Consider the following 24,942-nt stretch of genomic DNA (forward strand, 5'->3'; position numbering starts at 1 on the left):
ATATGAAACGAAGAAAATACAGTAAAGAGTTTAAAATTAAAGCAGTAGAATTAAGCAATGTACGAGGTAACACAAAGCAGATTGCCATGGAATTGGGAATCAGTGCAGATCTTATTTACAGATGGCGTAGAGAATTAGAACAGCGTCCTGATTTAGCTTTTAGCGGTAATGGCGTCAACAACTCACAGAAGATCAGAAAGAGTTAGAGCGATTACGTAAACAGCTCAAGGATGTTACCATGGAGCGGGATATCTTAAAAAAGGCCGTGAGCATCTTCTCCAAGAGCGATCGGAAGTATTGAAATTTATCAAAGATTACAGTAGAGAATATCCGGTTGGGAAGATGTGTAAAATTTTTAAAATTAGTAGAAACAGTTATTACAGGAGTAAGAATTATGTTCCATCAGATAGAGATGGAAAAAATCGTATGCTACTCTCTGAGATTCACCGTATCTGTGAGCGAAGTAAATCTACTTATGGAAGTCCTAGAATTACAGAGGAACTCAAAGCTAAAGGGTTTAAAGTATCTAGGTCTAGGGTAGCACGATTGATGAAAAAACACGGGATTAAAGCAGTTCGTAAAAAGAAATTTGTTGTCACGACAGATTCTAAGCATCAATATCCGGTAGCTGATAATGTATTGGATAGAGATTTTAAAGCTACCGCTGCTGCACAGAAATGGGTTTCTGATATTACCTATTTAAAGCCTGCACAAGGATGGCTGTACTTAACGGTAATTATTGACCTGTTTGATCGTAAAGTCATTGGTTGGTCTTTGAGCAATGGACTCAAAGCAAGACAAACTATCATTGCTGCATGGAGAATGGCTGTAAACAACAGAATGCCTTGTGAAGGTATGATTTTTCATTCTGATCGAGGTGTACAATACGCATCTCATGCGTTTGTTAATATCCTTAAAAGTTATCATGTAACACCCAGTATGAGTAGAAAAGGAAACTGTTGGGATAATGCAGTAGCTGAATCTTTTTTTAAAACAATCAAAACAGAACTAATGATAGACAATAAGTTTATATCCAACAAAAGTCTTCAAATTAAAGTCTTTGAATACATAGAAACTTGGTACAACAGATACAGAAGACATTCTGCTCTTGGTTACAAAAATATCATCGAATTTGAAAAATTATATCAAATCAAAAATGTAGCTTAACTTTTTGTACCATTTTTTGTTGCATATCCAGTTCCTAAACTTATAATTAACTGGAATTTTTAAATTTTCTCCTTCATATAGAAAAGTTCTGCCAGAAGAACAAAAGAAGCTCGCAAAACTACATTCGATAGCTTCTTTATTATAATCTATTCCTGTTTTAAAATATTTTAGTCGAAGTGTTAAACTACTTTTCTTAGATAAGAGATATTCTACTCCCCCGCCAAAATGGATTTTGAAATCAGAGTTCACTTTATTCAAACCGGATTCAAATAAAACGAACATCTTATTTTCATCCTGAGAACTGGCTGCTACAGTAAAAAATATAAGCATCACATAAAAAAGTAATTTTTTCATAATTTCGGATGGTTGATATTAATAATTTGCATTTTTAGTATTAGAACATTGGAAGTAATAGGTATTTTGTCCGGATTTTTAATTATTGTTAACTTTGTTATATATTGTTTAAAATTTGTATTGGAAGATTATATTGCTGTAATATGCATTCACTAAAGAGTTTAGATTCATATTGGGGGTTTAGTCCAATTCCAAAATGCTTTCCGGTATAAAAAATCAGTTTCACTCTGAACGGAAAACCAATAGTTGATTTTTTGCTCCCAGAACGCTCATACCCTAAATATCCTAACCCCAAAATGCCCCTCCAGTTTTAGCCAATTATTTATATCTATTTGTCTTCCATAGGTTAAATTCATTTCACAATAAGTTTTTCTAATCCCAAAGAAAAAACCCCTATGACCAAAGCTTGAATAGAAAGAGAAAAGGTTTTTATTTAGCTCAGTCGCTAAATCGAGATTTAGATTATTTCTGATTTCAGTACCGGGTAATGAACTGATTAAACCAATACCAGCACTTGTAGATTTTAGCTTGAATTTGCGTTCTTGTGCAAAAATAAAAGTAGTGTTCAGGTAAATTAAAACGATTGTCAGAATATTTAAAAATAGTTTGTTCATTTTTTTGGTTATAATTGTTACTGATAATTTGCGTTAGTATTTCGTATTTACAGGTGGTTGTGGGTAACAACCGTTTTTTTAATGTCAAATCTTAACTTCGGTTATTGCTATCATATCACTCTCTTTTTGTTTTTACGTGATTTCTTTAAATTAATCACTACCGCTGTATTACGAATCGCAATTCTTCGAAGGCTATAACATCGGAAAGGCAACATACACAACCTAAGTAACCCGCTATTCATAAATAACAGGCGTTTATTTATGAATAACAGGTATAAAATTAGTAACAGAAAATCGAGTGTCGGAAACTTCTGTAAAATAGAGCTAGCTACTGTGTTTATTGATTTGACTTCAAATTTCTTATATTGAACTCGTTTCAACTAAACTCATTCCATTTTCAAAAAAAAGCAAAGACACTAAATAACATCTTGTAATAGTGGTAAAAAAAATATCTTTGTATAATGAGATATGATTCTTAATATGATTAAAGATTTCTTTAATTTCTTTTTGTTGTTGAGTGCATTACATGGTTTTTTGTTCTGTACTGTTCTTTTTTTCTCAAAGAATGGTAAAAAAAGAAGTATTGTTTTCATTAATTTTTTAGTACTTGCCATATCCTTAAATAATTTTCAGTCATGGGTTTTAGCAAAAAGTTTTTTTCAGGAGCATCTTTTTTTAAGATATTTTGAAATACCATGGCATTTTTTGGCAGCTTCTTTTTTTTATATGTTTTTGATATATTATTTGGAAATTGAAAAAAAATATTTTAACGTATTAAAAGTTGTCCTATTCATTTTTAGTTTTCTGTTACTGGTTAGATTTGGCTTTTATTATGCTGACTATGGAGTTCAGGAAATTGCCCCTTATTTTAAAAAGTATACGGTAATTGAAGAAGTTTTAAGTATTATTTTGTCTTTAGCTGTTTTTGGTTATTCTTACTATTTGTACAGACTTGTAAAAAATGACAAAACAGCATCTAATATAATAAGCTTTGATAATTTAAAATGGATCAATACATTTTTTAGACTGGGGTTGTTAGGCTATCTGTTTTGGATACTTCCTTTAATAATTACTATTTATTTGAATTTTAACATATTTTTGCCATCCTATTACCCTTTACGAGTTTTCACCACAATTCTAATTTATTGGTTAGGATACCAATCGGTCATGCAGATAAGAGTATTAAATGAAAGAAAATATCTGCGCAAACATTTAAATTCGTCCTCTGCAAAAAAAATAATACGGAAACCCATTATTGATAGCTCATTACAAAAAGAATTTAATGATAAATTAAATATACCGGACGAAATTACAGACAGTGTTTTAAGAGCTTTGGATGTATTTGAAAAACATCAAGAGTATACTTCACCGCAAATAACATTAAATTTTTTGGCAAAGAAATTTAATACCAATACCAATTATTTATCGAAAATCATCAATCACTATAAAAAAACATCTTTTACCAACTATTTAAATACGCTAAGAATTGATAATATTATTAAGGAACTCAAAGAAAACCCTATCATCCGAAAATTTACAATAAAAGCCATCGCTCAGGAAGCAGGCTATAATAATGCTGATTCTTTTTCTAAAACTTTTTTTAAATTAAAAGGCATTAAACCTTCGGATTATATCAAGAATATGGAAAAGAATACTGGAAATTAGCTACCTATACCATTAGTACTCTTTATATTTTTAACCCGGTTTAAGCAAAAAACGAACAGGTAATACTTATACCAGTAATTTCAAGTGATAAATGGTATTACGCAAACCGAATCGATTTCGAAGGTTGAATTTTAGTAATCACATAGGAAGGAATCAGTAACATTAAAAAGCATAAAATGAGGGTTCCTGAATTTAAAAATAAGATATTCCAAAAACTCATATACACCGGTACTGAGGAGACATAATAAGTCTCCGGGTTTAATGTTATGAAGCCGGTATATTTTTGTATAAATAGCACGGTTAACCCAATAAGGTTCCCAAAAAAGAGTCCCTTTAAGATCAGATAAGAAGCGTTATATAAAAATATTTTCCGAATGCTCGTATCAGAGCTTCCCAACGACTTTAAAATTCCCACCATTTGTACCCGTTCTAGTATCAATACCAGCAAGGCGGTAATCATATTAATTCCGGCTACAAGAATCATCATAACAATGATGAACCACACATTATTATCAAATAATGCAATCCATTCAAAAATAGCAGGATAAGCTTCTACAATAGATATTGCATTTAAAGTAACAGGAATTTCTTTGTAGATGGTTTTGCTTTTTTCTTCAATTTGATTAAAGTCTTCCAAAATTACTTCAAAGCCTCCAACTTCTTCATTTACCCTCCACTTATTTAGCCGTTGTACTTCTTTGATATCTCCAATCATCACAGTTTTATCAAATTCTAAAAAACCGGTATCATATATTCCTTTGATATGATATTTTCTGACAGATGGCAGGCTATTCTTTTTATCCTTAAAGAAGGTTGCCGTAATGGTATCATTCAGTTTAAGTTGCAGGTTGTCTACAAAGGTTTTTGATAACAAAACATCTTTAACCCTACGCTGATTGTAATCCGGCAAATCTCCTGCTATCAAATATTCTTTAAAAAACGTCCAGTCATATGATTTGGAAACTCCTTTAAAAATAATTCCTTCAAAGTCAGTAGCTGTTTTTATCAATCCTGCCCTGGTGGCAAAAACCTGTACTTTTTTAATTCCGTCGACATTCGGAATGGTTGGAAAAAAATATTGATTTTTAGAAATGGGTACTAATGAAATTCCCGAGTTGTTATTGTCAAAGTTCGTAATTTGTATATGGCCTTTAAAACCGGATATCTTATTGCGAATTTTATGTTGCAACCCTGTTGTAGTGGCCGTTGCAATCAACATAACAGTAATTCCCAGTGCTATGGCAATAATGGCTATTTTTATTATTGGTGCTGAAATACTATTTTTATACTCTTTTCCCGCAATGATGCGTTTTGCAATAAATAACTCGTAATTCAATCCTATGGTGTTTATACTGCGTAAAAGTACATATTTATTCTTGCTTTTTCTGATGCCTTTTCAGCTAATGGTTTGTGATCAGTTACCTCAAAAAGATGCCCGGATAAAGACAGGAGCTGAAAGAATCGCAAGGTATCTTCCTAAACTAAGAAATAAAAAGGTAGCTGTAGTTGCCAACCAAACATCCGTTATAAAAAAGCAGCGGGGAGAACACAGGTTCACGCATCTGGTAGATAGTTTACTTTCTTTAAAAATCAATATTAAAAAAGTGTTTGCTCCCGAACATGGATTTCGCGGAAAAGCAGATGCCGGAGAATTTATACAAAATACTACAGATACAAAAACAGGATTGCCTGTTATTTCTTTATATGGAAAAAACAAAAAACCCTCTAAAAAACAACTAAAAGGAATTGATATTGTCATTTTTGATATTCAGGACGTAGGAGCTCGTTTTTATACCTATATTTCTACATTACATTATATGATGGAGGCTTGTGCCGAATCCGGAGTCTCTCTGATAGTTCTTGACAGGCCCAACCCTAACGGACACTATATTGACGGCCCCGTTTTGGAAAAAAAACACATGAGTTTTGTGGGAATGCATCCCGTTCCCGTAGTATATGGTATGACTATAGGGGAATATGCACAACTCATAAACGGTGAAAAATGGCTGGCAAACAAAATAAGATGTAAATTAACAGTGATCCCTTTAAAAAACTATACCCATGATTCCGAATATAGCCTGCCTGTAAAACCTTCTCCAAACTTACCAAATGATAAAGCCATTAACCTTTACCCCAGTTTGTGCTTCTTTGAAGGGACCAATGTAAATGCAGGACGTGGTACTGATGAACAATTTCAAATTTACGGATCTCCGTTTTTAGATAAAAAAGGGTTTTCATATACTCCTAAAGCAAATGAAGGAGCAAAATATCCAAAACATCAGCATATGATTTGTTACGGCGAAGATTTAAGGAATACGAAAAAACTAGATGTTCTCAACCTGTCTTGGCTGATCAAAGCGTATCGACAAAATAAAACAAAATATTTCTTCAATGCATTTTTTACCAAATTGGCCGGAACAAAAAAATTACAAGAACAAATAGAAAAAGGAATTTCCGAAGAAGAGATAAGAGCTTCCTGGAAAAAAGCTCTGGAAGATTTTAGAAAAAAGCGCGAAAAATATTTAATTTACAAATGAAGTTGTAACTCGTTTAGGGACCCTAGCAAAACTATCGGCTTTATATATTTTAAAAAACCTCGTGTGTTGACTATAAGAGATGATAGGGTTTGACATTATCGGCGAATTTTTTCATATTCGGAAAAATAGCAAAATAGTTTTTGTAGAAAATCAAAAATGTCATACATTTGCACCTCACGTAAAGTTACGATGTAAAGATTAATAAAATGTCCAGAGTTTGTGAATTAACAGGTAAAAAAGCGATGGCAGGAAACAACGTTTCGAATGCTTTAAACAGAACGAAGAGAAAATTTAATGTAAATCTGATGACGAAGCGTTTTTATATTCCGGAAGAAGATAGGTGGATTACCTTAAAAATATCTGCATCGGCTTTAAAGAATATTAATAGAAAAGGGATTTCCGCAGTACTTAAAGAAGCAAGAGCCAAAGGTTATTTAACGAAATAATAATTCCCTAAACAAAACTCAGCGAGATGGCAAAAAAAGGAAATAGAATTCAGGTAATTTTAGAGTGTACAGAACATAAAGCAACGGGTAAACCGGGTACTTCCAGGTATATTACTACCAAGAATAAAAAGAATACGCCGGATAGAATTGAAATTAAAAAATTCAACCCCATTTTAAAGAAAATGACAGTTCATAAAGAAATTAAATAAAAGCAAGTCATGGCAAAGAAATCAGTAGCATCTTTACAGACAGGTTCTAAGAGGTTAAGTAAAGCAATTAAAATGGTAAAATCTCCGAAAACCGGAGCATATACATTTGTTGAAGCTATTATAGGCCCTACACAAATAAATGACTTTTTCGCTAAAAAGTAATGTCTTAAAAAATAGTATAAAGCTACTTTCCATACAGGGAGTAGCTTTTTTATGCGGTTTATTTCCGTAATTTTGATGTTGTAATACAGTCTTTAGTTAGAAAGTGTAAAAGTCGGAAAGTTAAAAGTTACAGATTTTTTGAATCTGCTTGAAACGTTCTAAATAAAATTCCAAAGAGACTTACACTTTTCAACTTTCTAACTTTTACACTGTACTTTTTTGAAAAAGTTTAAACGAGTTCAATATGATCTGCAAATAAAACAGACGATGAGTTTTTTTGATAAAATATTTACAAAAGAAAAAAAAGAAACCTTAGACAAAGGATTAGAAAAATCCAAATCGAGTTTCTTCACCAAACTATCCAAAGCAGTAGTCGGAAAAACAAAAGTAGATGATGATGTGCTGGATAATTTGGAAGAAGTATTGGTTTCATCGGATGTAGGAGTAGCTACTACCTTAAAAATTATTGAAAGAATTGAAGCTCGTGTTGCAAAAGATAAATACTTGGGAGTAGATGAATTAAACCATATGTTAAAAGATGAAATAGCAAGCCTGTTATCTGAAAACCATACAGGGAATGATACCGGTTTTACAATTCCATCTTTTTCTGCTGACAGGAAAGAGGCTAAAAATCCGTATGTTTTGATGGTAGTAGGAGTAAATGGGGTAGGTAAAACCACCACTATAGGAAAGCTTGCATCACAATTTAAAAAGCAAGGCCTAAAGGTAGTGCTGGGAGCCGCAGATACCTTTAGGGCCGCAGCTATTGATCAATTACAAGTATGGGCAGATAGAACAAATGTATCCATTATCAGGCAGGAAATAGGGTCAGATCCCGCTTCCGTAGCTTTTGATACATTGACATCGGCAGTTTCTCAACATGCGGATGTCGCCGTCGTAGATACGGCAGGACGCTTACATAATAAGGTCAATTTAATGAATGAGTTGACAAAGATTAAAAGAGTCATGCAAAAAGTAATACCCAATGCCCCTCATGATGTATTGCTGGTATTAGACGGCTCTACAGGTCAAAATGCTTTTGAGCAGGCCAAACAATTTACGAAAGCTACGGAAATAACCTCTCTGGCAGTTACCAAACTGGACGGAACGGCCAAAGGAGGAGTTGTTATCGGCATTTCAGACCAATTTCAAATACCTGTAAAATATATAGGTGTAGGAGAGGGGATAGACGATTTGCAGGTATTTAACAAATACGAGTTTGTGGATTCTTTTTTTAACAGGTAAATCTATCATATGGAAAAACAACAAACAGACAAAGGATTTTCAATTTATCACGATTTTGTTATTCACGCATCTGCAAAAGCTGTTTTTGATGCAATTACACAGCCAAAGCATCTAAACAATTGGTGGCCCTTAACCTCTTCCGGAACACCTGAAGTAGGAGAAGTTTATAATTTCAATTTTACAGATGCTTATAATTGGTATGGAAAAGTTACAGTGTGTAAAAACAATACATCTTTCCATATAAAGATGACAGATGCTGATCCGGATTGGAATCCGACTACTTTCGGTTTCGATTTAAAAGAAGATAACCATTCCGTTGCTGTTCAATTTAGTCATACGAGATGGCCTGTATGCAATCACCATTTCAAAAGATCTTCTTTTTGTTGGGCAATGTTACTGAACGGACTTAAAAATTATGTTGAAAAAGGCACCATCATTCCTTTTGAAGAAAGAGAATAAGCTATTTATACATTCATTTTTCTCAGTGTTTTAAAAAGGTTAGGCAAACTTTTAACTTGAGACTTTCAAACTTTAAACGCTATTACTATCTAACCCGAATCTCATCTACAAAAATCCATGACCGTCCGTCATGCTTATATCCCGGGTGCCATTCGGGGAGCTTGCCCGGTTTTTTGGCAATGACTTTGATATATTGATATCTTTTTGATGGTTGTTTGAAATACATTTTTTTAATTTCAATTTCTTCCGAAGGTTTTGCAGCTGCTATCCTGCGTGTCCCATCCATTTGCTTAAAGTTTATACCGTCGTTAGAAACCCGGCATTCAACACTTGTGGGGAAAAATATCCAACTGCGCTGATCTTGTAAAAAATTTATGTCAACCATATGTACTCTTTTTTCTTTCCCCAAATCCACAATCGCAACCACATCTTCATCCTGATAGCCTTGCCAGGTTCCCGTTCTAAAATCTTTTGTTCCGATGATTCCGTCGATCAGCGCATTATCACCACCGGCATTGTACTGATTTGCATACCTTGTTTTTAATTCAATCTTAATATCCGGATCTATTTTGTAAAAATCGGTCGTGATAACAGCACTTTTATTTTTTCCTTTCTGTGCATAGGTTTTTAATATAGCTTTTTCCGAAACCCGGAAAGGCTTTTCGTAAAGTACAAAATCATCGCCAAAAGAATAAAATATTTCAGCTTCTGTATCTGCGGTTTCCAATACAACTTCCGTACTTCCTTTGAATGCCACATTGCCTTTGGTAATAAATGGAGCCGGAACAATTTTGTGTTCTTTGATTTCTGTTATCGGAACAAATGGGTTTTGGCTTCCCCACTCCGACGGTTCATCGGACATTTTAAAAACCAAACTTCCTCCATTCACAATATCCCTGTGATGAATATAGGAAAACGGATATTTTTTCCCGTTCAAATAAACGGCTTTAATGTATTTATTTTGTTTGGATAAGGATTCGGCCACTATGGTAAATAACCTTCCATTCTCTAAGTGGATAGTAGCTTTGTCAAACAAAGGCGTTCCGATAATGTATTGATTGGATGCCGGAGTTACCGGATAAAATCCCAGGGAACTAAAAATATACCAGGCACTCATCTGACCACAATCTTCATTTCCCGAAATTCCATCCGGAGCATTGGTGTACAATGTTGTTAATATCTGATAAACTCTTTCTTGTGTTTTATGAGGTTTATTTACAAAATTGTACAAATATGCCATATGATGACTCGGTTCATTTCCATGTGCATACTGACCAATCAGCCCTGTGATGTCTGCCTGATTCCTCCCTGAAGTTTCCTGCTTTGCCGTAAACAATTTGTCCAGCTGATTTTCCAAAGCCTGCTTTCCTCCCAACAGTTCCATAAATCCGCTGATGTCTTGCGGAACATAAAAGCTATACTGCCAGGAATTGGCTTCCGTATAATTGAAATTCACCTCATACGGGTCAAATGGTGCAAACCAGGTGTTGCGAAAACGCCCTCGCATAAATTGACTTCCAGGGTCAAAAACATTTTTATAAAACTGCCCTCTTTGGGAATAGATTTTATAATCCTCCGATTTGTTCATGGCTTTGGCCATTTGCGCAAGAGTCCAGTCATCATAGGCATATTCCAGGGTTTTGGAAACGGATTCCGATTCTTTTTCTACCGGGATAAATCCAAGTTGTTTGTAGCTCTTCAGCCCCAATTTATCTCTGGTAGCAGAATGTTTCATCGCTTCCAGAGCTTTCTCCGTATCCGTATTCCCGAATTCCTTTTAAATATGCATCTGCAATCACAGGAACAGCATGGTAACCAATCATACAGCCCGTATAACATGCAGACAAATCCCAAATGGGCATAATGCCGCCTTCCTCATATTTTGCTAAAAAGGTATTGATAAAATCATTCGTTCTCTCTTGTTCTAAAATGGTATATAACGGGTGCGCGGCCCGATAGGTATCCCATAAAGAAAATACTGTATAGTATTCAAAATCAACTGTTTGATGAATTTCCAAATCCATTCCGCGATAACGCCCGTCTACATCCTGATACAGATTAGGAGCTATCATCGCATGATACATCGAGGTGTAGAAATTGGTTTTATAATCTTCGTTTGAACTTTCGATCACCACTTTTTCCAATTGCTGTTTCCAGGTATTTTGCGCATTGCTCTTTACCTGCTGAAAAGTTCTTTTTCCGATTTCTGCCTCCAAATTGTTTTTAGCCCCTTCAACATCCACCGGGCTGATTCCTATTGAAATAATAACGGGTTCATTCGTTGGATTGTGCAATTCAAAACCTGCAATGCTTTTGTCTTCATTGTATTCAACAGATGTAATCGGATGCGAAAAAACCATATGGTAAAACAGCATTTGTCGGGTAGCCCAGGCTTTTGAATGACGATATCCGGAGATGGTATATGCATCTTCTTTATGAATTTGGAAATCTAGCAGTTTATCCCTGTGTTTCAAATCTAACATCACTATTTGATGTTCGCCGGACGGAAATTGATATTTGTGCATTCCGCTTCGTTTGGAAACCGTGAGTTCCACGTCAATTTTTGTGTCTTCCAAATGTACTTTGTAGTATCCCGGTTCTGCAATTTCATGCGCATGCGAAAAATGAGCACGATAGCCTTTGTTGCCGTCAGCACCATTGTTGAAAACCACATCATCAGTAGGCATCAGCAAAATATCACCGTAATCCGAAACGCCCGTTCCGCTCAAATGAGTATGTGAGAATCCGTAGATATACGTATCGGAATAGTGATATCCCGAACATCCGTCCCAACCGTCCAAACGTGTATCGGGACTCAGTTGCATCATTCCAAACGGCATGGTAGCTCCGGGATACGTATGCCCGTGACCGCCGGTACCGATAAAAGGGTTGACATAAGAAATAAGCAACTTATCTTTAGTTGCTTTTTGAGGAATCGGCTTACTTTTACACGAAAAAAAAGCCCCTGCCAAAACAAATAAAAACAACGATCTGTAAATCATTAAGTTATATATTTTTATAAACCGAAGATACTAAAAATGTGCTGTCTGTATTATTTGAATCTTCAATAATAATTTCAAGCCGAAAAGCATATAAGAATTCCCTGCTTAATAGCTACAGGCTATAAAATAACGATATGACAATTATTTTTTTACATATAAGAAATAAATTACTTAGGTTTGTTTACGCTAACAATGATGAAAATTGCTGTAGCCCTTTAGTCGTCTTTTAAGAACCCCGGTGTTATGAGTTATTTCCATTTGTTTTTGACCTTTATAAGGCATATAGCTTTCTGACAGGAAAATAAAAAAATTCCTATCTGTAAAGAAAAAAGCCTGTAGTATTGAAAAAATAGTAACTTAATTAGTAATAACAAAAAACGACTTTCTATTAACCCTTAAAATAACGAGAAGTTATGAGAACGAAATTTAAAAAATATTTGAAATATGCCATAGGCATCTTAGCAGTATCTCTTCCGGTATTGCTTTTAAATTGTGAGAACGAATCCTTTTTAAAACCGCAGGAAGCATCAGGAACAAAAACAGTCAGCAGAATCTCTTTAAGCAAGTTCCAACAATCGGTTACCGACGGCAAAGAGTTAGGGGTCAACGACAATTTATGGGGATTGATTATTTTAGATGCATAAAAAAAGACGATGCATTTAGAATTATTAGCATCTATCCTCCCTCAAGATTTATTACTTCATTTTGATATTGTATTTTTTGAAGAATTAGGAGATATTTCAGTTAAAAAGGATGCTTTTCACATTTATTTAGAAGAGAAGAATATTCTACCAGAGGGTTACTCAAAGGGTAATTATGAGTCCAAAGGTTTTATTAGCAGTAAACAGATTCAAGATTTTCCCATACGCGGTAAAGCAGTTTATCTACATATAAAAACAAGACGATGGCGAGATAAGAAGACTAAAAAGGGAGCGATTAAAAATGATTATTCATTCATTGCAGAAGGTTCTAAATTAACGTCAGAACTTTCTGATTTTTTAAAAGCTACAGGTAGAGGCCCGAGAAGATACGATCAGTAATATAGCGAGTTATTACGGTATTTACCCACGAACTTTACAACGCCATTATAAGAAACAGATAAGTGGGTTTGATAGTTGGAATCAAAAGCCCCATTGTGAAGATTATCTTATTTATCCGAAGAATATAGGAGAGTATTTAAGTCTTGATGAAGTAAGTCTATCTAAAGGTGAACTTTATACCTATTTGACCAACAAGAACGCACGAAGTAAACAAGGAACTTTAGTGGCTTGTGTAAAAGGAATTAAAAGTGATGATATTATTACTGCTATTGAAAGAATACCCTTAGAACAACGCAAACAAGTCAAAGAAGTAACTTTAGATATGGCAAATAATATGAATTTAACAGCTAAGATTTGTTTTCCAAATGCTAAAATTGTTACCGATAGATTTCATGTGGTAAAACTGGTAACAGAAGCTTTACAGCATGTTAGAGTACAGCATCGGTGGAAAGCAATAGAAGATGAAAACAAAGCCATTGAAGCTGCTAAAAAAGCAAGGAAGAAACACAAACCCATAGTGCTATCTAATGGTGATACAAAAAAGCAACTTTTGGCTAGAAGTAGATATATTTTAGCTAAAAAGACAAACGATTGGACACCTAATCAAAAACAAAGAGCAGAATTATTATGTAATCTTTATCCAAACATCCAACAAGCCTATAAACACACTTTAGAATTTAGAAGCATTTATCAAGAAAAATGTAAAGTAAAAGCCAAACAACGATTTGAACATTGGTTTGAGGATACAGAAAAATTGGAATTTAAAAATTTCAATACAGCAATGAACAGTATTAAACATCATTTTAATACCATCTTAAACTTTTTTTACAATAGGAATACAAATGCAAATGCAGAGTCTTTTAATTCAAAAATAAAACTCTTTAGAGCCAATCAAAGAGGCGTAAGAGATACACAATTTTTCCTCTTTAGACTTGAAAAATTATTCGCTTAATACCCATAAAATTTACTTGAGCCAGAGTTAGACCGTTTTACACGGTATTTTGATGTGAATAAACCGTTGGTAGATGAAACCGGAAGATTGGAATCTTCTGATAATCCCACCATTCTAACAGATGAAATTGCGGTTATTGACAGAGGTGATTACAAAACATATACCTTTAAACTCATCACCGAGACAGAGACAGAACTCTTATATAATCTGGTACTCTATGCAGATACAAATGGTCAGGTCTATGACGTATATTCTGGAATATGCTCCTTCTCAGGAATACCTGTCGGGAGCTTCGCAGTATTATAGCGGAACGGTGGCTATCAGCCAAAATGATTTATTTGATACCGATGATTTGATATCTTCCCGTTTGGGAGACTGTGTTGTTGGAGTACATACGGCCTGGGAATGCAGTTTTGGAAATCCGCATGCTCCGGGTACTTGCAATGCTACGAGTTTTGAATTTGTATTCACCGTTATATGGGGAGAGTGTTCCTCCGGTACGGAAGACAACTACATCAACCCGCCTTCGGGAGGTGGGGGAGGTTTAGGAGGAGGAAGCTCGGGAGGCGATGACGACTCGGAAGATAATGAAGTAGAGACCACCTTAGTAGATCCGAGATGTAGCGGAGAAAAAATAATGGATGCCGATGGAAATTGTGTATGTCCGCCGGGTAAAGTGGAAGACAGTAGCGGAAGCTGTGTTTGCAGAGCCGGTTATACGGAAAACATTAACGGTTTGGGAACTTGTGTTAAGAAACCTTGTGCAGGAGACCCTGTACCTGATCCTGAAATTGCACCGCAATATGGGCCTTCGGGTACTCAAGGGGCTATGTTTGGAAATCCTTCTAGTGGAGGGTGTAAAAGATATGGAGGGAATGATTGTAATACGCCGAGGAATAAGAAACACGGAGGTATAGATTTAAAAAATGAACAAGGTGCGCCTATTTTTGCCATGTATGACGGGTATATTTATTCGACTAAATACCACAAAGAAGCAGGTTATTATACCAGAATACACAGTACTGTAAACGGTAAAAATATTCTTATTTTCATTTACAAAAAAATAATCGAATATTACAAACAAGTAGCCCTCTAACCTATGTAAAAGCAGTTGATATTATAGGGTATCAGGGAGATTCTGGGAATTTAAAAAAAGGATTAAAAAGAAAAAAGGTAGATTCCCATGTGCATATAGAAGTAAGAGAACATGACGGTAGTAATTCTTGGAGCTATAGTCATTATACATTAGTTGACCCAAGAGATTATCTTTCTACTACCATTGATGACAATGGAGTTTCGCAAACAAATACAAATTGTAATTAAAAACTTAAACCATGAAAAATATACTATTCATTTTAACGCTAATACTAACAAGTAGTTTAGCAAGTTGTCAAATGACATCAAACATTATATCATATACAGATTTTTATAATATTAAGATTAACAATATTACACTAAATGATATTCAAGCCACTGGAGGTATAAGAGAACAAGTCAGAAATTTAATTCCTGCAGCCATAAATAAATCTACAGAAGAGCCAGAGGAAAACTATTATGATTATTTTTATGATGGCTTTGAAATTGGTTTTTCTGAAAATGAAATAATTGCATTCGATATTACAAAAAACAATTGGAATATTACTATACAGGGAGTTACGGTAACCATTGGAGATGATATAAGCGTTTTGGGAAATGTAGCTATTAACGATGATGCGGATGGAGGCAAGAGTATTAATTATCAATACTGTGATGGGTGTAATAATTTTATTTATATAGAATTTGATAAATACACTAATAAAATAACAGAAATTGGGTTTATTGAGCAAACATAAACCATGAGAAATATACTATTAATTGTAAGACTATTACTAACAAATTTGGCAAGTAACATCAAATACTATATCAGAAGCAGAATTTTATAATATTAAAATTAATAACATTACATTAAATGATATTCGAGCTACTACAGGAATCAAACAACAAGTCAGAAATTTAATTCCTGCAGCCATAAATGAAGCAGTAGAAGAACCGGAAGAAAATAACTATTATTCATATAGATATTATAATGGTTTCAATCTTGCTTTTGAAGAAAATGAAATAATAGCATTTAAAATTACCAAAAATAACTGGAACATTACCATACAGGGAGTTACGGTAACTATCGGAGATAATATAAACGCTTTAGGAAATGTTATTTTAAATACGCAAAGAAATGGTAACAAAAGTATTATTTACCAATATTGTGATGGATGTAATGATTATATATACATATATTTTGATAAATACACTAATAAGATTACCAAAATAGGTTACATCGATCAAACCTAAAATAGTTTTTTTAATAAAGGACAAGTATGATTTTCTATAATGGTTAGAAAATATAGGTTAAAGATACCATATGCAGGAGTTCAATTTAGAGTTATAAAAATAACTTCATTATTAGACCCAAGGCCTTACTTCTCTACCGTTTAAGATAATCCCGAAATAACGCCTTTTTCATCAATCGTCATACCTTCAGAAGCCGGTTTGGAAGGTAGTCCGGGCATCCGCATCATTTTTCCTAAAATAGGGATAATAAACTGAGCCCCTGCTGCAATTTCAATCTCCCTGACCGTTACCGTAAAATTTTCGGGCCTTCCAATCAATGTTTCATTGTCAGAAAATGATTTTTGTGTTTTTGCCATACAAATAGCAAAGTCATTAAATCCTAATCTGTCAATTCTTCTTAAATTCAATCTTGCCACCTTACTATACTCTACATTCACTGCTCCGTACATTTCTTTTGCAATGGTTTCAATTTTAGCTGTTACCGGGCTTTTCCAATCGTATAAGGGTTTGTATTGAGTGGCCTTGTGCTCTACAACAGCTGCTACGGCTTGAGCCAGATTTTGAGTTCCTGCTCCTCCTTTTGCCCATCCCTCGGAAAGTACAGCCTGTACTCCCAAACCGGCACACTTTTCTATCACAAAATCTACCTCTTCTTCAGAATCGGAAGCAAAGGAATTGATGGCTACAACAGGTTCAATATTGTATTTTCTAATGTTCTCAATATGCTTTTCCAGGTTTTTAAATCCTTTCGTAACTGCATTTAAATCCGGAGTATTATATGCTTCTTTTTGAACGCCTCCATGATGCCTGAGTGCCCTTATAGTAGCTACCAAAACAACTGCTTTAGGGTTTAATTTTGCGTAAGCAGATTTGATATTCAGAAATTTTTCCGCACCTAAATCCGCACCAAAACCGGCTTCGGTAACTACGTAATTTGAAAGTGATAATCCCATTTTTGTAGCAATGATTGTGTTGGTTCCCTGTGCAATATTCGCAAAAGGACCCCCGTGAATAATGGCCGGATTTCCTTCCAGTGTCTGTACTAAATTGGGTTTTATGGCATCTTTAAGCAAAATAGCCATAGCATTTTCAGCTTTTAAATCCCGGGCAAAAACAGGCTCGTTTTTATACGTAAATCCAATAAAAATAGCTCCTAAACGCTTTTTTAAATTATCAAAATCGGTAGCCATACATAAAATGGCCATTACTTCGGAGGCCGGGGTAATATGAAACCCGTCTTCTCTGGGAACGCCATTTGCCGTGCCTCCCAAGCCAATGGTAATATATCGTAAAGCACGATCATTCATATCAATAACACGCTTCCACAGAATCGTTCTCGGATCTATATTCAGGTTTGCCGTTTTATTTTGGATGTTATTATCAATTAACGCCGACAATAAATTATTTGCTTTTTCGACCGCATTAAAATCGCCGGTGAAATGCAGATTGATATCTTCCATAGGGACTACCTGAGAATACCCTCCTCCGGCGGCACCTCCTTTAATTCCGAAAACAGGGCCTAAAGACGGTTCTCGCAAAACAACCGTAGCTTGCTTACCCGTCTTGTTCAACCCTTCGGTTAATCCGATAGAAACCGTTGTTTTTCCTTCTCCGGCAGGAGTGGGTGTTAATGCGGTAACTAAAATTAAATTATTTTCACTTGCCTTTTTTTCATCCAGTAGGTGCAAAGGAAGTTTTGCCTTGTACTTTCCGTACAATTCCAAATCACCTTCTTTAATTGATAGTATTTCAGCAATTTTGGTAATATGTTGTAAGTCTTTCACCTGTGCAATTTCTATATCGGATAAATGTGTCATTAATAGGCTTCTTTTTGGGTTTTTACGCTTTCTGTTTTTATAGAAACAAGTGAGTAAATATACACATTTTCATTAGGTTGGTCTTTTTTGAAATACTATATTTGCACGTTTAAAAAAGAAGTCGACCTAAATTAATCATAAGATGCAAAACAAAGGACTTATTAGATTATTTGCAATCCTTTTTGGGTTGATAAGTTTATACCAATTGTCATTTACATATTTTGCCGGTACGGTAGAGAGCGACGCTAAAATATACGCCAGAGAAAATGCAAAAGAAAATAATGGTAAAGAGATTGCCCGTTTTGAGCGGAAATATATGGATAGTGTTGCAACAAAAGAAGTTGTAAATCTGGGAGTTGCCAGCTATACCTATAATGACCTGAAGGAAAAAGAAATGAACCTTGGACTGGATTTAAAGGGAGGTTTCAATGCTATTTTACAGGTTTCGGTAAAAGAAATTCTGATAAGTCTGGCAAACGAATCTAAAGAAGTAGCTTTTAGGCAAGCACTAAAAGCTGCCGATGATGCTCAAAGAAGCAGCAATGACAATTATTTGAATCTTTTCTTCGCAGCATTTGAAAAAACTTCCAAAGAAAATGGCAATATAAGATTAAGTGCTCCCAGTATTTTTGGGACAAAAGCCTTAAGCGATAAAATTGATTTTAATAAAACCAACGAAGAAGTTAAACCCGTTTTACAAGAAGAAATCAACAGTTCTATTGCCACTGCTTTTGAAGTATTAAGAAGCAGAATTGATAAGTTTGGAGTCACACAGCCTACTATTCAAAGAATAGGAAATTCCGGAAGAATTCAAATTGAATTACCCGGAGCCAAAGATATAGAGCGTGTAAGAAAATTGCTAACCAGCAAAGCACAATTACAATTCTGGGAAGTGTATACAGGTGCCGAATTGCAAGGATTCTTCTATCAGGTAAATGCCAAAGTTACCGAAATGTTAAAAGGGGAGGAACCTTTGGTTGAACAGAAAAAAGATACTACGGAAACGGACAGTTTAGATGATTTATTAGAATCTGACACGGATTCCATAGCCGCTGCCACGCAAAAAAACCTGTTTACTTTCTTACAACCTACAGAAGCTAACAGTTCTGTTGTGGCGAGTGCAAAAATTACAGATACTGCCAGGGTAAATAATTTGTTAAGAGATCCTCAGGTCAGAAGTTTTTTACCTGTAGCATTGAGGTATACTAAATTTTTATGGGATTATAAGTCCTTTACCACTACATTACAGGATGAATCCAGAGAAGAGCGAATCAACTTATATGCGATCAAATCCAACAGGAGAGATATTGCTCCTATAGAGGGCGATGTTATTGCAGATGCTTCTCAGGTATATGATCAGCTGAACAATCCGGAAGTAAATATGACTATGAAAAGCAATGGTGCCAAACTTTGGGCTAAGATGACTACGGAAAACGTAGGAAAGTTTGTAGCGGTTGTTTTAGATGACTATGTTTATACGGCTCCGTCCGTAAATACGCCTATTACCGGTGGAAATACTTCTATCTCAGGCGGAAGTATGACGGTAGAAGAAGCACAGGATATTGCCACTGTATTGAAAGCAGGTAAACTTCCTGCAGCAGCCAGAATGATCCAATCTGAAGTCGTAGGCCCTTCTTTGGGACAGGAAGCGATCGATGCAAGTTTTAGGTCGTTTGGACTAGCTATTTTACTGGTACTGCTCTGGATGATGGTATATTACGGAAGGGCAGGTGGTTTTGCCAATGTTGCTCTGGTCGTAAACATTTTATTCATTTTTGGAGTACTGGCATCATTTGGCGCGGTACTTACATTACCGGGTATTGCCGGGATTATCTTAACTATAGGGATGTCCGTAGATGCCAACGTAATTATTTTCGAAAGAATTAAAGAAGGGCTTCAAAAGAAGAAAGGCCTGAAACAGGCAGTGCAAGAGGGCTTTAGTCTCCAAGGAGCCTTATCTGCTATTATTGATGCAAACATTACTACCTTTTTAACAGGTATTATCCTATATGTTTTTGGAACAGGCCCTATTAAAGGTTTTGCATTGACATTAATGATCGGTATTGCCACTTCTTTATTTACGGCCATATTTATTACACGCTTATTAATTGACGGTGCCGTAAATAAAAAAGCAAATTTAACGTTCAATACCGGTTTATCTAAAAACTGGTTCCAAAATATAAATATTGCATTTTTAAGAAAACGGAAAATTGCATATGTCATTTCCGGATCGATTATTATTAGTGGTTTGATCTCTATTTTCTCTATAGGTTTAAAACAGGGTGTAGATTTTAAAGGAGGTCGTTCGTATGTAGTTCGTTTTGACCAACCGATGAATGCAACGGAGGTTGCCGGTACCCTGAAAAGTGTTTTCGAAACTGCTCCTGAAGTAAAAACCTATGGGTCGGATTCACAATTAAAAATTACCACTGTATACAAGATAGACGATGAAAGTAAAGATGTTGATGATGAAGTGCAACTGGCTTTATTCAACGGATTAAAAAAATACTTAACAGAAGGAACTACTTATGAAGATTTTAAACCCGGTTTTCAGAAAAGCGGGAATGCTATTATGAGCTATATTAAAGTAGAACCCACGATTGCGGATGATATTAAAACCTCAGCTATTTATGCAGTATTAGGCTCTTTATTGGTTGTATTCTTGTACATTCTACTTCGTTTTAGAAAAATTTCATTTAGTTTAGGAGCTGTAATTGCCGTATTTCATGATGTATTGATTGTACTGGGAATCTTTTCTATTCTATATAAGTTCATGCCTTTTGATATGGAAATAGGGCAATCTTTTATTGCTGCGATATTAACCGTAGTGGGATATTCTTTGAACGATACGGTAGTTATCTTTGACAGAATCAGGGAGTTTGCAGGCATTCACGTAAAAAGGAATTATAATGAAGTGGTAGATAAAGCCTTGAGTAGTACATTAGGAAGAACGATTAATACTTCATTGACCACGCTGTTGGTAATGTTGGCTATCTTCTTATTTGGAGGAGATTCTATCAAAGGGTTTATGTTTGCATTAATTGTAGGTGTTTTAGTGGGTACTTATTCATCCTTGTTTGTCGCAACTCCAGTTATGTATGACACCTCTAAAAAAGAAAAAAAGAGGCAATAATTGTATTTTCCCTTCATGAAAATACCCTCTGCCAGATCAATTTTATTCGATCTGACAGGGGACAACAATAAAATTTTCAGCGTTATATTTACAAAAAATGAGCATTGTTAGACTTCACGATTTGTATTTTAAACCTTTTCTCTCGGAAAAGGAAATAAAAACGATTGTTAAACATCTGGCATTACAGGTAAAAGCTGATCTTCCTGCAGATGAAATTCCTATTTTTGTCGGTATTTTAAATGGTTGCTTTTTATTTGCAGCGGATTTTATCCGGGAGTTTAAAGGAAATTGTGAGGTATCTTTCGTAAAACTAGCTTCTTATCAGGGAACGAAATCTACGGAAAAAGTCAGCCGGTTGATTGGAATTAACGAAGACCTTACGAACAGGACAATTATCATGATGGAAGATATTGTAGATACCGGAGCTACACTTCAGGAAATTTATACTATTTTCAGAACTAAAAATGTAAAACAATTAAAAATAGTAACCCTTTTTTTTAAACCGGATGTATATAGAAAAGAGCTTCCTATAGATTATATCGGGAAAAGTCTTGATGATATATTTATAGTCGGCTATGGTCTGGATTACAACGGTTTAGGAAGAAATTATGCTGCTATCTATCAACAAACCACAACACCAAAAATGAAAAATATTGTATTATCCGGCCCTCCGGGAGCAGGGAAAGGAACACAAGCAGAAATTTTAAAAGAAAAATATAATGTAGTGCATATTTCTACCGGAGATATTTTTAGGCATCATATAAAAAATGAAACGGAATTAGGTTTACTGGCAAAAACCTATATAGATAAAGGAGATTTAGTTCCGGACAAGGTTACTATAGATATGCTGGAAGCAAAAGTGAATAAAAATAAAGATGCTAACGGGTTTATTTTTGACGGATTTCCCAGGACAGCATCTCAAGCTGAAGCTTTGGATGATTTCCTTTCTGAAAAAAATGCGATCATAAATGGAATGATTGCCCTGGAAGTACCGGAAGATATACTAATAGAACGCTTATTGGAAAGAGGTAAAATAAGTGGTCGGTCTGACGATACCGATGTAGCAAAAATCAAAAATCGTTTTAATGAATACCATACCAAAACAGCTGTTTTAAAAAAATATTATGAAGCTCAGGGAAGTTATTACCCGGTAAACGGAGTAGGCTCCGTAGAAGAAATTACTAAAAATGTAATCGCAGTTTTTGATACCTTATAAATTGTCTTTGGCCTTATGAAAGCGATAGATAATACTTGTTTGAAGTTGAGATGTTACTAAAAAATAATGACCGAAGGAAACTTTGTTGATTATATAAAAATATATGCTTCCTCCGGAAAAGGTGGTCGGGGTTCTACACATTTACACAGAGAAAAATTTATTGCCAAAGGCGGTCCGGATGGAGGTGATGGTGGTCGGGGCGGACATGTGATTGTTAGCGGCAATAAACATCTGTGGACATTATTTCACTTAAAGTTTAAAAAGCATTTTAGAGCAGCACACGGAGGTGACGGGGGCAAAAGCAGAAGTACCGGCTCCAACGGCTCCGATACTTATATAGATGTTCCTTTAGGCACCATTGTCATAAATGCAGATACTGATGAAATGCTATTTGAAATTGTAGATCATGAGCAAGAAATTGTTTTACTCCCCGGTGGAAAAGGCGGTTTGGGAAATTGGCATTTTAAATCCCCTACAAATCAAACACCCAGATATGCACAACCTGGAATTGATGGTCAGGAAAGTTGGTTTCGACTAGAGTTAAAAGTGCTTGCCGATGTAGGCTTAGTTGGTTTTCCCAATGCGGGAAAATCAACCTTACTTTCGGTATTAACAGCTGCCAAACCTAAAATTGCGGATTATGCTTTTACAACGCTCAAACCAAATTTAGGCATTGTAAACTACAGAGATTATCAGAGTTTTGTAATGGCAGATATTCCCGGAATTATAGAAGGAGCTGCAGCAGGAAAAGGCTTGGGGCATCGTTTTCTACGTCATATCGAACGAAATTCCATATTGTTATTTCTAATTCCGGCAGATAGTGAAAATATCAAAAAAGAGTACACGATTTTACTCAATGAACTTCAAAAGCACAATCCCGAATTATTAGACAAACAGCGTTTTTTATGTATCTCTAAATCCGACATACTGGACGAAGAATTAAAAGAGGAAATCAAAAAAGAAATTCCCAAAGAAATTGATTTTATGTTTATTTCTTCTATCTCCCGGGAAGGACTGAAAACGTTAAAAGACAAGCTTTGGAAGCTGTTAAATAAATAGTCTTTCTAAGCTTATTTAGGAGTTTGGTTTTTCAGCTTGATTCTAATAGGCAACATATATTCCGAGGTTACGGGAATACTTTTTTTAATGGCGGGAAAAACTTCAGGTAAATCTGCAATTGCTTTTTTAATAATGATTTCGATATCCGGAATTTCCCGATAGATATCTTGAGAAGCCTCAATAGATGTTAATACAATGTTTTTATCAGAATTTATTGTAATCACAACTTGTATGACTTCATCAATTTCTTTTTTTACTTTAATTTCATATGTTGCCAGACTTCTCGTAATCTCCCGGTGGATAGTCATCCGAAAACAATCTCGTTTCTCATTTTTTTCAAAAACAGAATCGCATACTTTAAAAGAAGGATACTTATCGACAGATGTGAAACTAATACTATCTAACCGGGTAGTATCTATTTTCTGTTTTGTAAAATATTTACAAGAAAAAAAACAAGTAATGATTCCTAAAAAAACAATATAACGCACAAAAATAGAAATGAAAATTTCACTGTGAAAATACAACTTTTCGTTATTATGCTAATAATCTTATAAATAAGGATACTAAATGGCTCATTATAAATTTTATTTATAGTGCTATAAGTAAAATTTATAATGTTATACTGCTTATCAGTTGAAATGAGTTCACTGTATAAAGTAGTTAGTTTTCTTTTGTCTTTGTAGGTTTTTTATATTTCTGGAATGGTTGTTTGAGTAACTCCCATAGATTGCTATTCGTTTTTTCATCCGGAAAAGTGTCTACTCCATATACAATTTTATCACGATCTAAATACATATAAGTACCCAGTAATCGATCCCAGATAGCAAATATATTTCCATAATTAGAATCTGTATATGGCAATAAATGATGATGATGTATTTTGTGCATATCCGGTGAGACAATGATATAGCTCAATATTTTATCCATCTTTTTTGACAGTTTTAAATTAGCGTGCGTAAATTGTGTAAACACCAAAGACATGGACTGATACAACATCACAATAGCTATGGGGGCTCCAATTATAAAAACACCAAGTAAGGTAAATACAAAACGAATCATACTCTCAAGCGGATGATGCCTGTTTGCTGTAGTGGTGTCTACTTTATGATCTGTATGATGTACCAAATGAATCATCCATAAAGGTTTTGTTTTATGTTCTATAAAATGAGGGAGATAGGCTCCAAAAAAATCCAGAAATAAAATACCGGTAGTAATGTACAGTCATAATGGCATCTCCGGTAACCAATGAAGCAATCCAAAATTAGCAGATGTCACCCAATCTGCCGTGTTCAATAATAAAAAAGCCAACGCAAAATTAATAACTACCGTTGTTGCCGTAAAAAACAAATTGGGAATGGCATGCTTCCACTTTTTATAACGGAAGCGATACAAAGGTAAAAAACCTTCCAGCAACCAAAAAAAAGTAATTCCACCTACCAGAATAATACTTCTGTGTATTGACGGGATGTTTTCAAAATAAGAATAAATAGTTTCCAATAATATATTTTGGAGGCCTTTACAAAATAGTGATATATTT

The 24,942-nt window shown here is 34.8% G+C and carries 22 protein-coding genes and 3 pseudogenes; 18 read left to right on the forward strand and 7 right to left on the reverse strand.

The features are described from left to right. Positions 1–2: 2 nt before the first annotated feature. Positions 3–1,167, forward strand: a pseudogene (locus GKR88_09095) (IS3 family transposase). Here the strand turns inward: GKR88_09095 and GKR88_09100 are convergent. Together GKR88_09100 and GKR88_09105 are read right to left on the reverse strand one after the other, a co-directional pair. Beyond that, positions 1,141–1,521 (reverse strand): hypothetical protein, encoded by a 381-nt coding sequence (locus GKR88_09100; protein ID QMU64427.1) that lies wholly within the window; start codon positions 1,519–1,521, stop codon positions 1,141–1,143. The pseudogene GKR88_09095 and the gene GKR88_09100 overlap by 27 nt on opposite strands. Before the next feature lie 269 nt (positions 1,522–1,790). Next, entirely contained in the window at positions 1,791–2,135 is a 345-nt protein-coding gene (locus GKR88_09105) for a hypothetical protein (protein ID QMU64428.1), read from the reverse strand. Positions 2,136–2,603: 468 nt separating this feature from the next. Here GKR88_09105 and GKR88_09110 point away from each other — a divergent pair, with 468 nt between their 5' ends. Then, positions 2,604–3,800: a helix-turn-helix domain-containing protein gene (locus tag GKR88_09110; protein QMU64429.1), complete on the forward strand. Its 1,197-nt coding sequence runs from the start codon at positions 2,604–2,606 to the stop codon at positions 3,798–3,800. A 97-nt stretch (positions 3,801–3,897) separates the two neighbouring features. Here GKR88_09110 and GKR88_09115 read toward each other — a convergent pair whose 3' ends face one another. Beyond that, on the reverse strand, positions 3,898–5,136 hold the full coding sequence (locus tag GKR88_09115; GenBank protein ID QMU64430.1) for an FtsX-like permease family protein: 1,239 nt from the start codon (positions 5,134–5,136) through the stop codon (positions 3,898–3,900). 4 nt (positions 5,137–5,140) lie between these two features. Here GKR88_09115 and GKR88_09120 point away from each other — a divergent pair, with 4 nt between their 5' ends. The 6 genes from GKR88_09120 to GKR88_09145 all read left to right on the forward strand — a co-directional run bounded on the left by GKR88_09120 (position 5,141) and on the right by GKR88_09145 (position 8,858). Next, positions 5,141–6,337 carry a DUF1343 domain-containing protein gene (locus GKR88_09120; protein QMU64431.1) on the forward strand — a complete coding sequence of 399 codons (1,197 nt, stop codon included), beginning with the start codon at positions 5,141–5,143 and terminating at the stop codon, positions 6,335–6,337. A gap of 206 nt (positions 6,338–6,543) precedes the next feature. Next, positions 6,544–6,783 (forward strand): 50S ribosomal protein L28, encoded by a 240-nt coding sequence (locus GKR88_09125; GenBank protein QMU64432.1) that lies wholly within the window; start codon positions 6,544–6,546, stop codon positions 6,781–6,783. A 26-nt stretch (positions 6,784–6,809) separates the two neighbouring features. Then, positions 6,810–6,992 (forward strand): 50S ribosomal protein L33, encoded by a 183-nt coding sequence (gene rpmG / locus GKR88_09130; GenBank protein QMU64433.1) that lies wholly within the window; start codon positions 6,810–6,812, stop codon positions 6,990–6,992. Between the two features lie 9 nt (positions 6,993–7,001). Then, positions 7,002–7,154, forward strand: coding sequence for a DUF4295 domain-containing protein (locus tag GKR88_09135; GenBank protein ID QMU64434.1), 153 nt, complete (start codon positions 7,002–7,004; stop codon positions 7,152–7,154). 267 nt (positions 7,155–7,421) lie between these two features. Beyond that, a complete protein-coding gene (gene ftsY / locus GKR88_09140; GenBank protein ID QMU66681.1) occupies positions 7,422–8,399 on the forward strand; it encodes a signal recognition particle-docking protein FtsY in 978 nt (325 codons plus the stop codon). 9 nt (positions 8,400–8,408) lie between these two features. Beyond that, positions 8,409–8,858 carry an SRPBCC domain-containing protein gene (locus GKR88_09145; protein QMU64435.1) on the forward strand — a complete coding sequence of 150 codons (450 nt, stop codon included), beginning with the start codon at positions 8,409–8,411 and terminating at the stop codon, positions 8,856–8,858. An 85-nt stretch (positions 8,859–8,943) separates the two neighbouring features. Here GKR88_09145 and GKR88_09150 read toward each other — a convergent pair. Further along, positions 8,944–11,860: pseudogene (locus GKR88_09150) on the reverse strand (glycoside hydrolase family 92 protein). Positions 11,861–12,273: 413 nt separating this feature from the next. Here GKR88_09150 and GKR88_09155 point away from each other — a divergent pair. The 7 genes from GKR88_09155 to GKR88_09185 all read left to right on the forward strand — a co-directional run bounded on the left by GKR88_09155 (position 12,274) and on the right by GKR88_09185 (position 15,684). Continuing rightward, entirely contained in the window at positions 12,274–12,504 is a 231-nt protein-coding gene (locus GKR88_09155; GenBank protein QMU64436.1) for a hypothetical protein, read from the forward strand. A gap of 9 nt (positions 12,505–12,513) precedes the next feature. Then, a complete protein-coding gene (locus GKR88_09160) occupies positions 12,514–12,900 on the forward strand; it encodes a hypothetical protein (protein ID QMU64437.1) in 387 nt (128 codons plus the stop codon). Between the two features lie 58 nt (positions 12,901–12,958). Beyond that, positions 12,959–13,852, forward strand: coding sequence for a DDE transposase (locus GKR88_09165; protein QMU64438.1), 894 nt, complete (start codon positions 12,959–12,961; stop codon positions 13,850–13,852). Between the two features lie 66 nt (positions 13,853–13,918). Beyond that, positions 13,919–14,158, forward strand: coding sequence for a hypothetical protein (locus tag GKR88_09170; protein QMU64439.1), 240 nt, complete (start codon positions 13,919–13,921; stop codon positions 14,156–14,158). Beyond that, positions 14,094–14,948: a hypothetical protein gene (locus GKR88_09175; protein QMU64440.1), complete on the forward strand. Its 855-nt coding sequence runs from the start codon at positions 14,094–14,096 to the stop codon at positions 14,946–14,948. Before GKR88_09170 ends, GKR88_09175 begins: the two co-directional genes overlap by 65 nt. A gap of 89 nt (positions 14,949–15,037) precedes the next feature. After that, positions 15,038–15,175: a hypothetical protein gene (locus GKR88_09180; GenBank protein QMU64441.1), complete on the forward strand. Its 138-nt coding sequence runs from the start codon at positions 15,038–15,040 to the stop codon at positions 15,173–15,175. A gap of 71 nt (positions 15,176–15,246) precedes the next feature. Then, on the forward strand, positions 15,247–15,684 hold the full coding sequence (locus tag GKR88_09185) for a hypothetical protein (GenBank protein QMU64442.1): 438 nt from the start codon (positions 15,247–15,249) through the stop codon (positions 15,682–15,684). 636 nt (positions 15,685–16,320) lie between these two features. On the opposite strand, the gene GKR88_09190 is transcribed toward GKR88_09185, so the two are convergent. Next, positions 16,321–17,997 (reverse strand): formate--tetrahydrofolate ligase, encoded by a 1,677-nt coding sequence (locus tag GKR88_09190; GenBank protein QMU64443.1) that lies wholly within the window; start codon positions 17,995–17,997, stop codon positions 16,321–16,323. Between the two features lie 142 nt (positions 17,998–18,139). Here GKR88_09190 and GKR88_09195 point away from each other — a divergent pair, with 142 nt between their 5' ends. The 3 genes from GKR88_09195 to obgE all read left to right on the forward strand — a co-directional run bounded on the left by GKR88_09195 (position 18,140) and on the right by obgE (position 23,405). Beyond that, entirely contained in the window at positions 18,140–21,130 is a 2,991-nt protein-coding gene (locus tag GKR88_09195; GenBank protein QMU64444.1) for a protein translocase subunit SecDF, read from the forward strand. Between the two features lie 97 nt (positions 21,131–21,227). Beyond that, on the forward strand, positions 21,228–22,346 hold the full coding sequence (locus GKR88_09200; GenBank protein ID QMU64445.1) for an adenylate kinase: 1,119 nt from the start codon (positions 21,228–21,230) through the stop codon (positions 22,344–22,346). Between the two features lie 66 nt (positions 22,347–22,412). After that, complete coding sequence (gene obgE, locus GKR88_09205) at positions 22,413–23,405, forward strand: GTPase ObgE (protein QMU64446.1); 993 nt, start codon at positions 22,413–22,415, stop codon at positions 23,403–23,405. Positions 23,406–23,416: 11 nt separating this feature from the next. On the opposite strand, the gene GKR88_09210 is transcribed toward obgE, so the two are convergent. Continuing rightward, the gene (locus GKR88_09210; GenBank protein ID QMU66682.1) at positions 23,417–23,866 is read right to left on the reverse strand and encodes a hypothetical protein; all 450 of its coding nucleotides are present in this window, start codon (positions 23,864–23,866) and stop codon (positions 23,417–23,419) included. A 199-nt stretch (positions 23,867–24,065) separates the two neighbouring features. Then, a pseudogene (locus GKR88_09215) lies at positions 24,066–24,902 on the reverse strand (sterol desaturase). Between the last annotated feature and the right edge of the window lie 40 nt (positions 24,903–24,942).

This window comes from Flavobacteriaceae bacterium, from assembly GCA_014075215.1.
Taxonomy (GTDB): Bacteria; Bacteroidota; Bacteroidia; order Flavobacteriales; family Flavobacteriaceae; genus Polaribacter.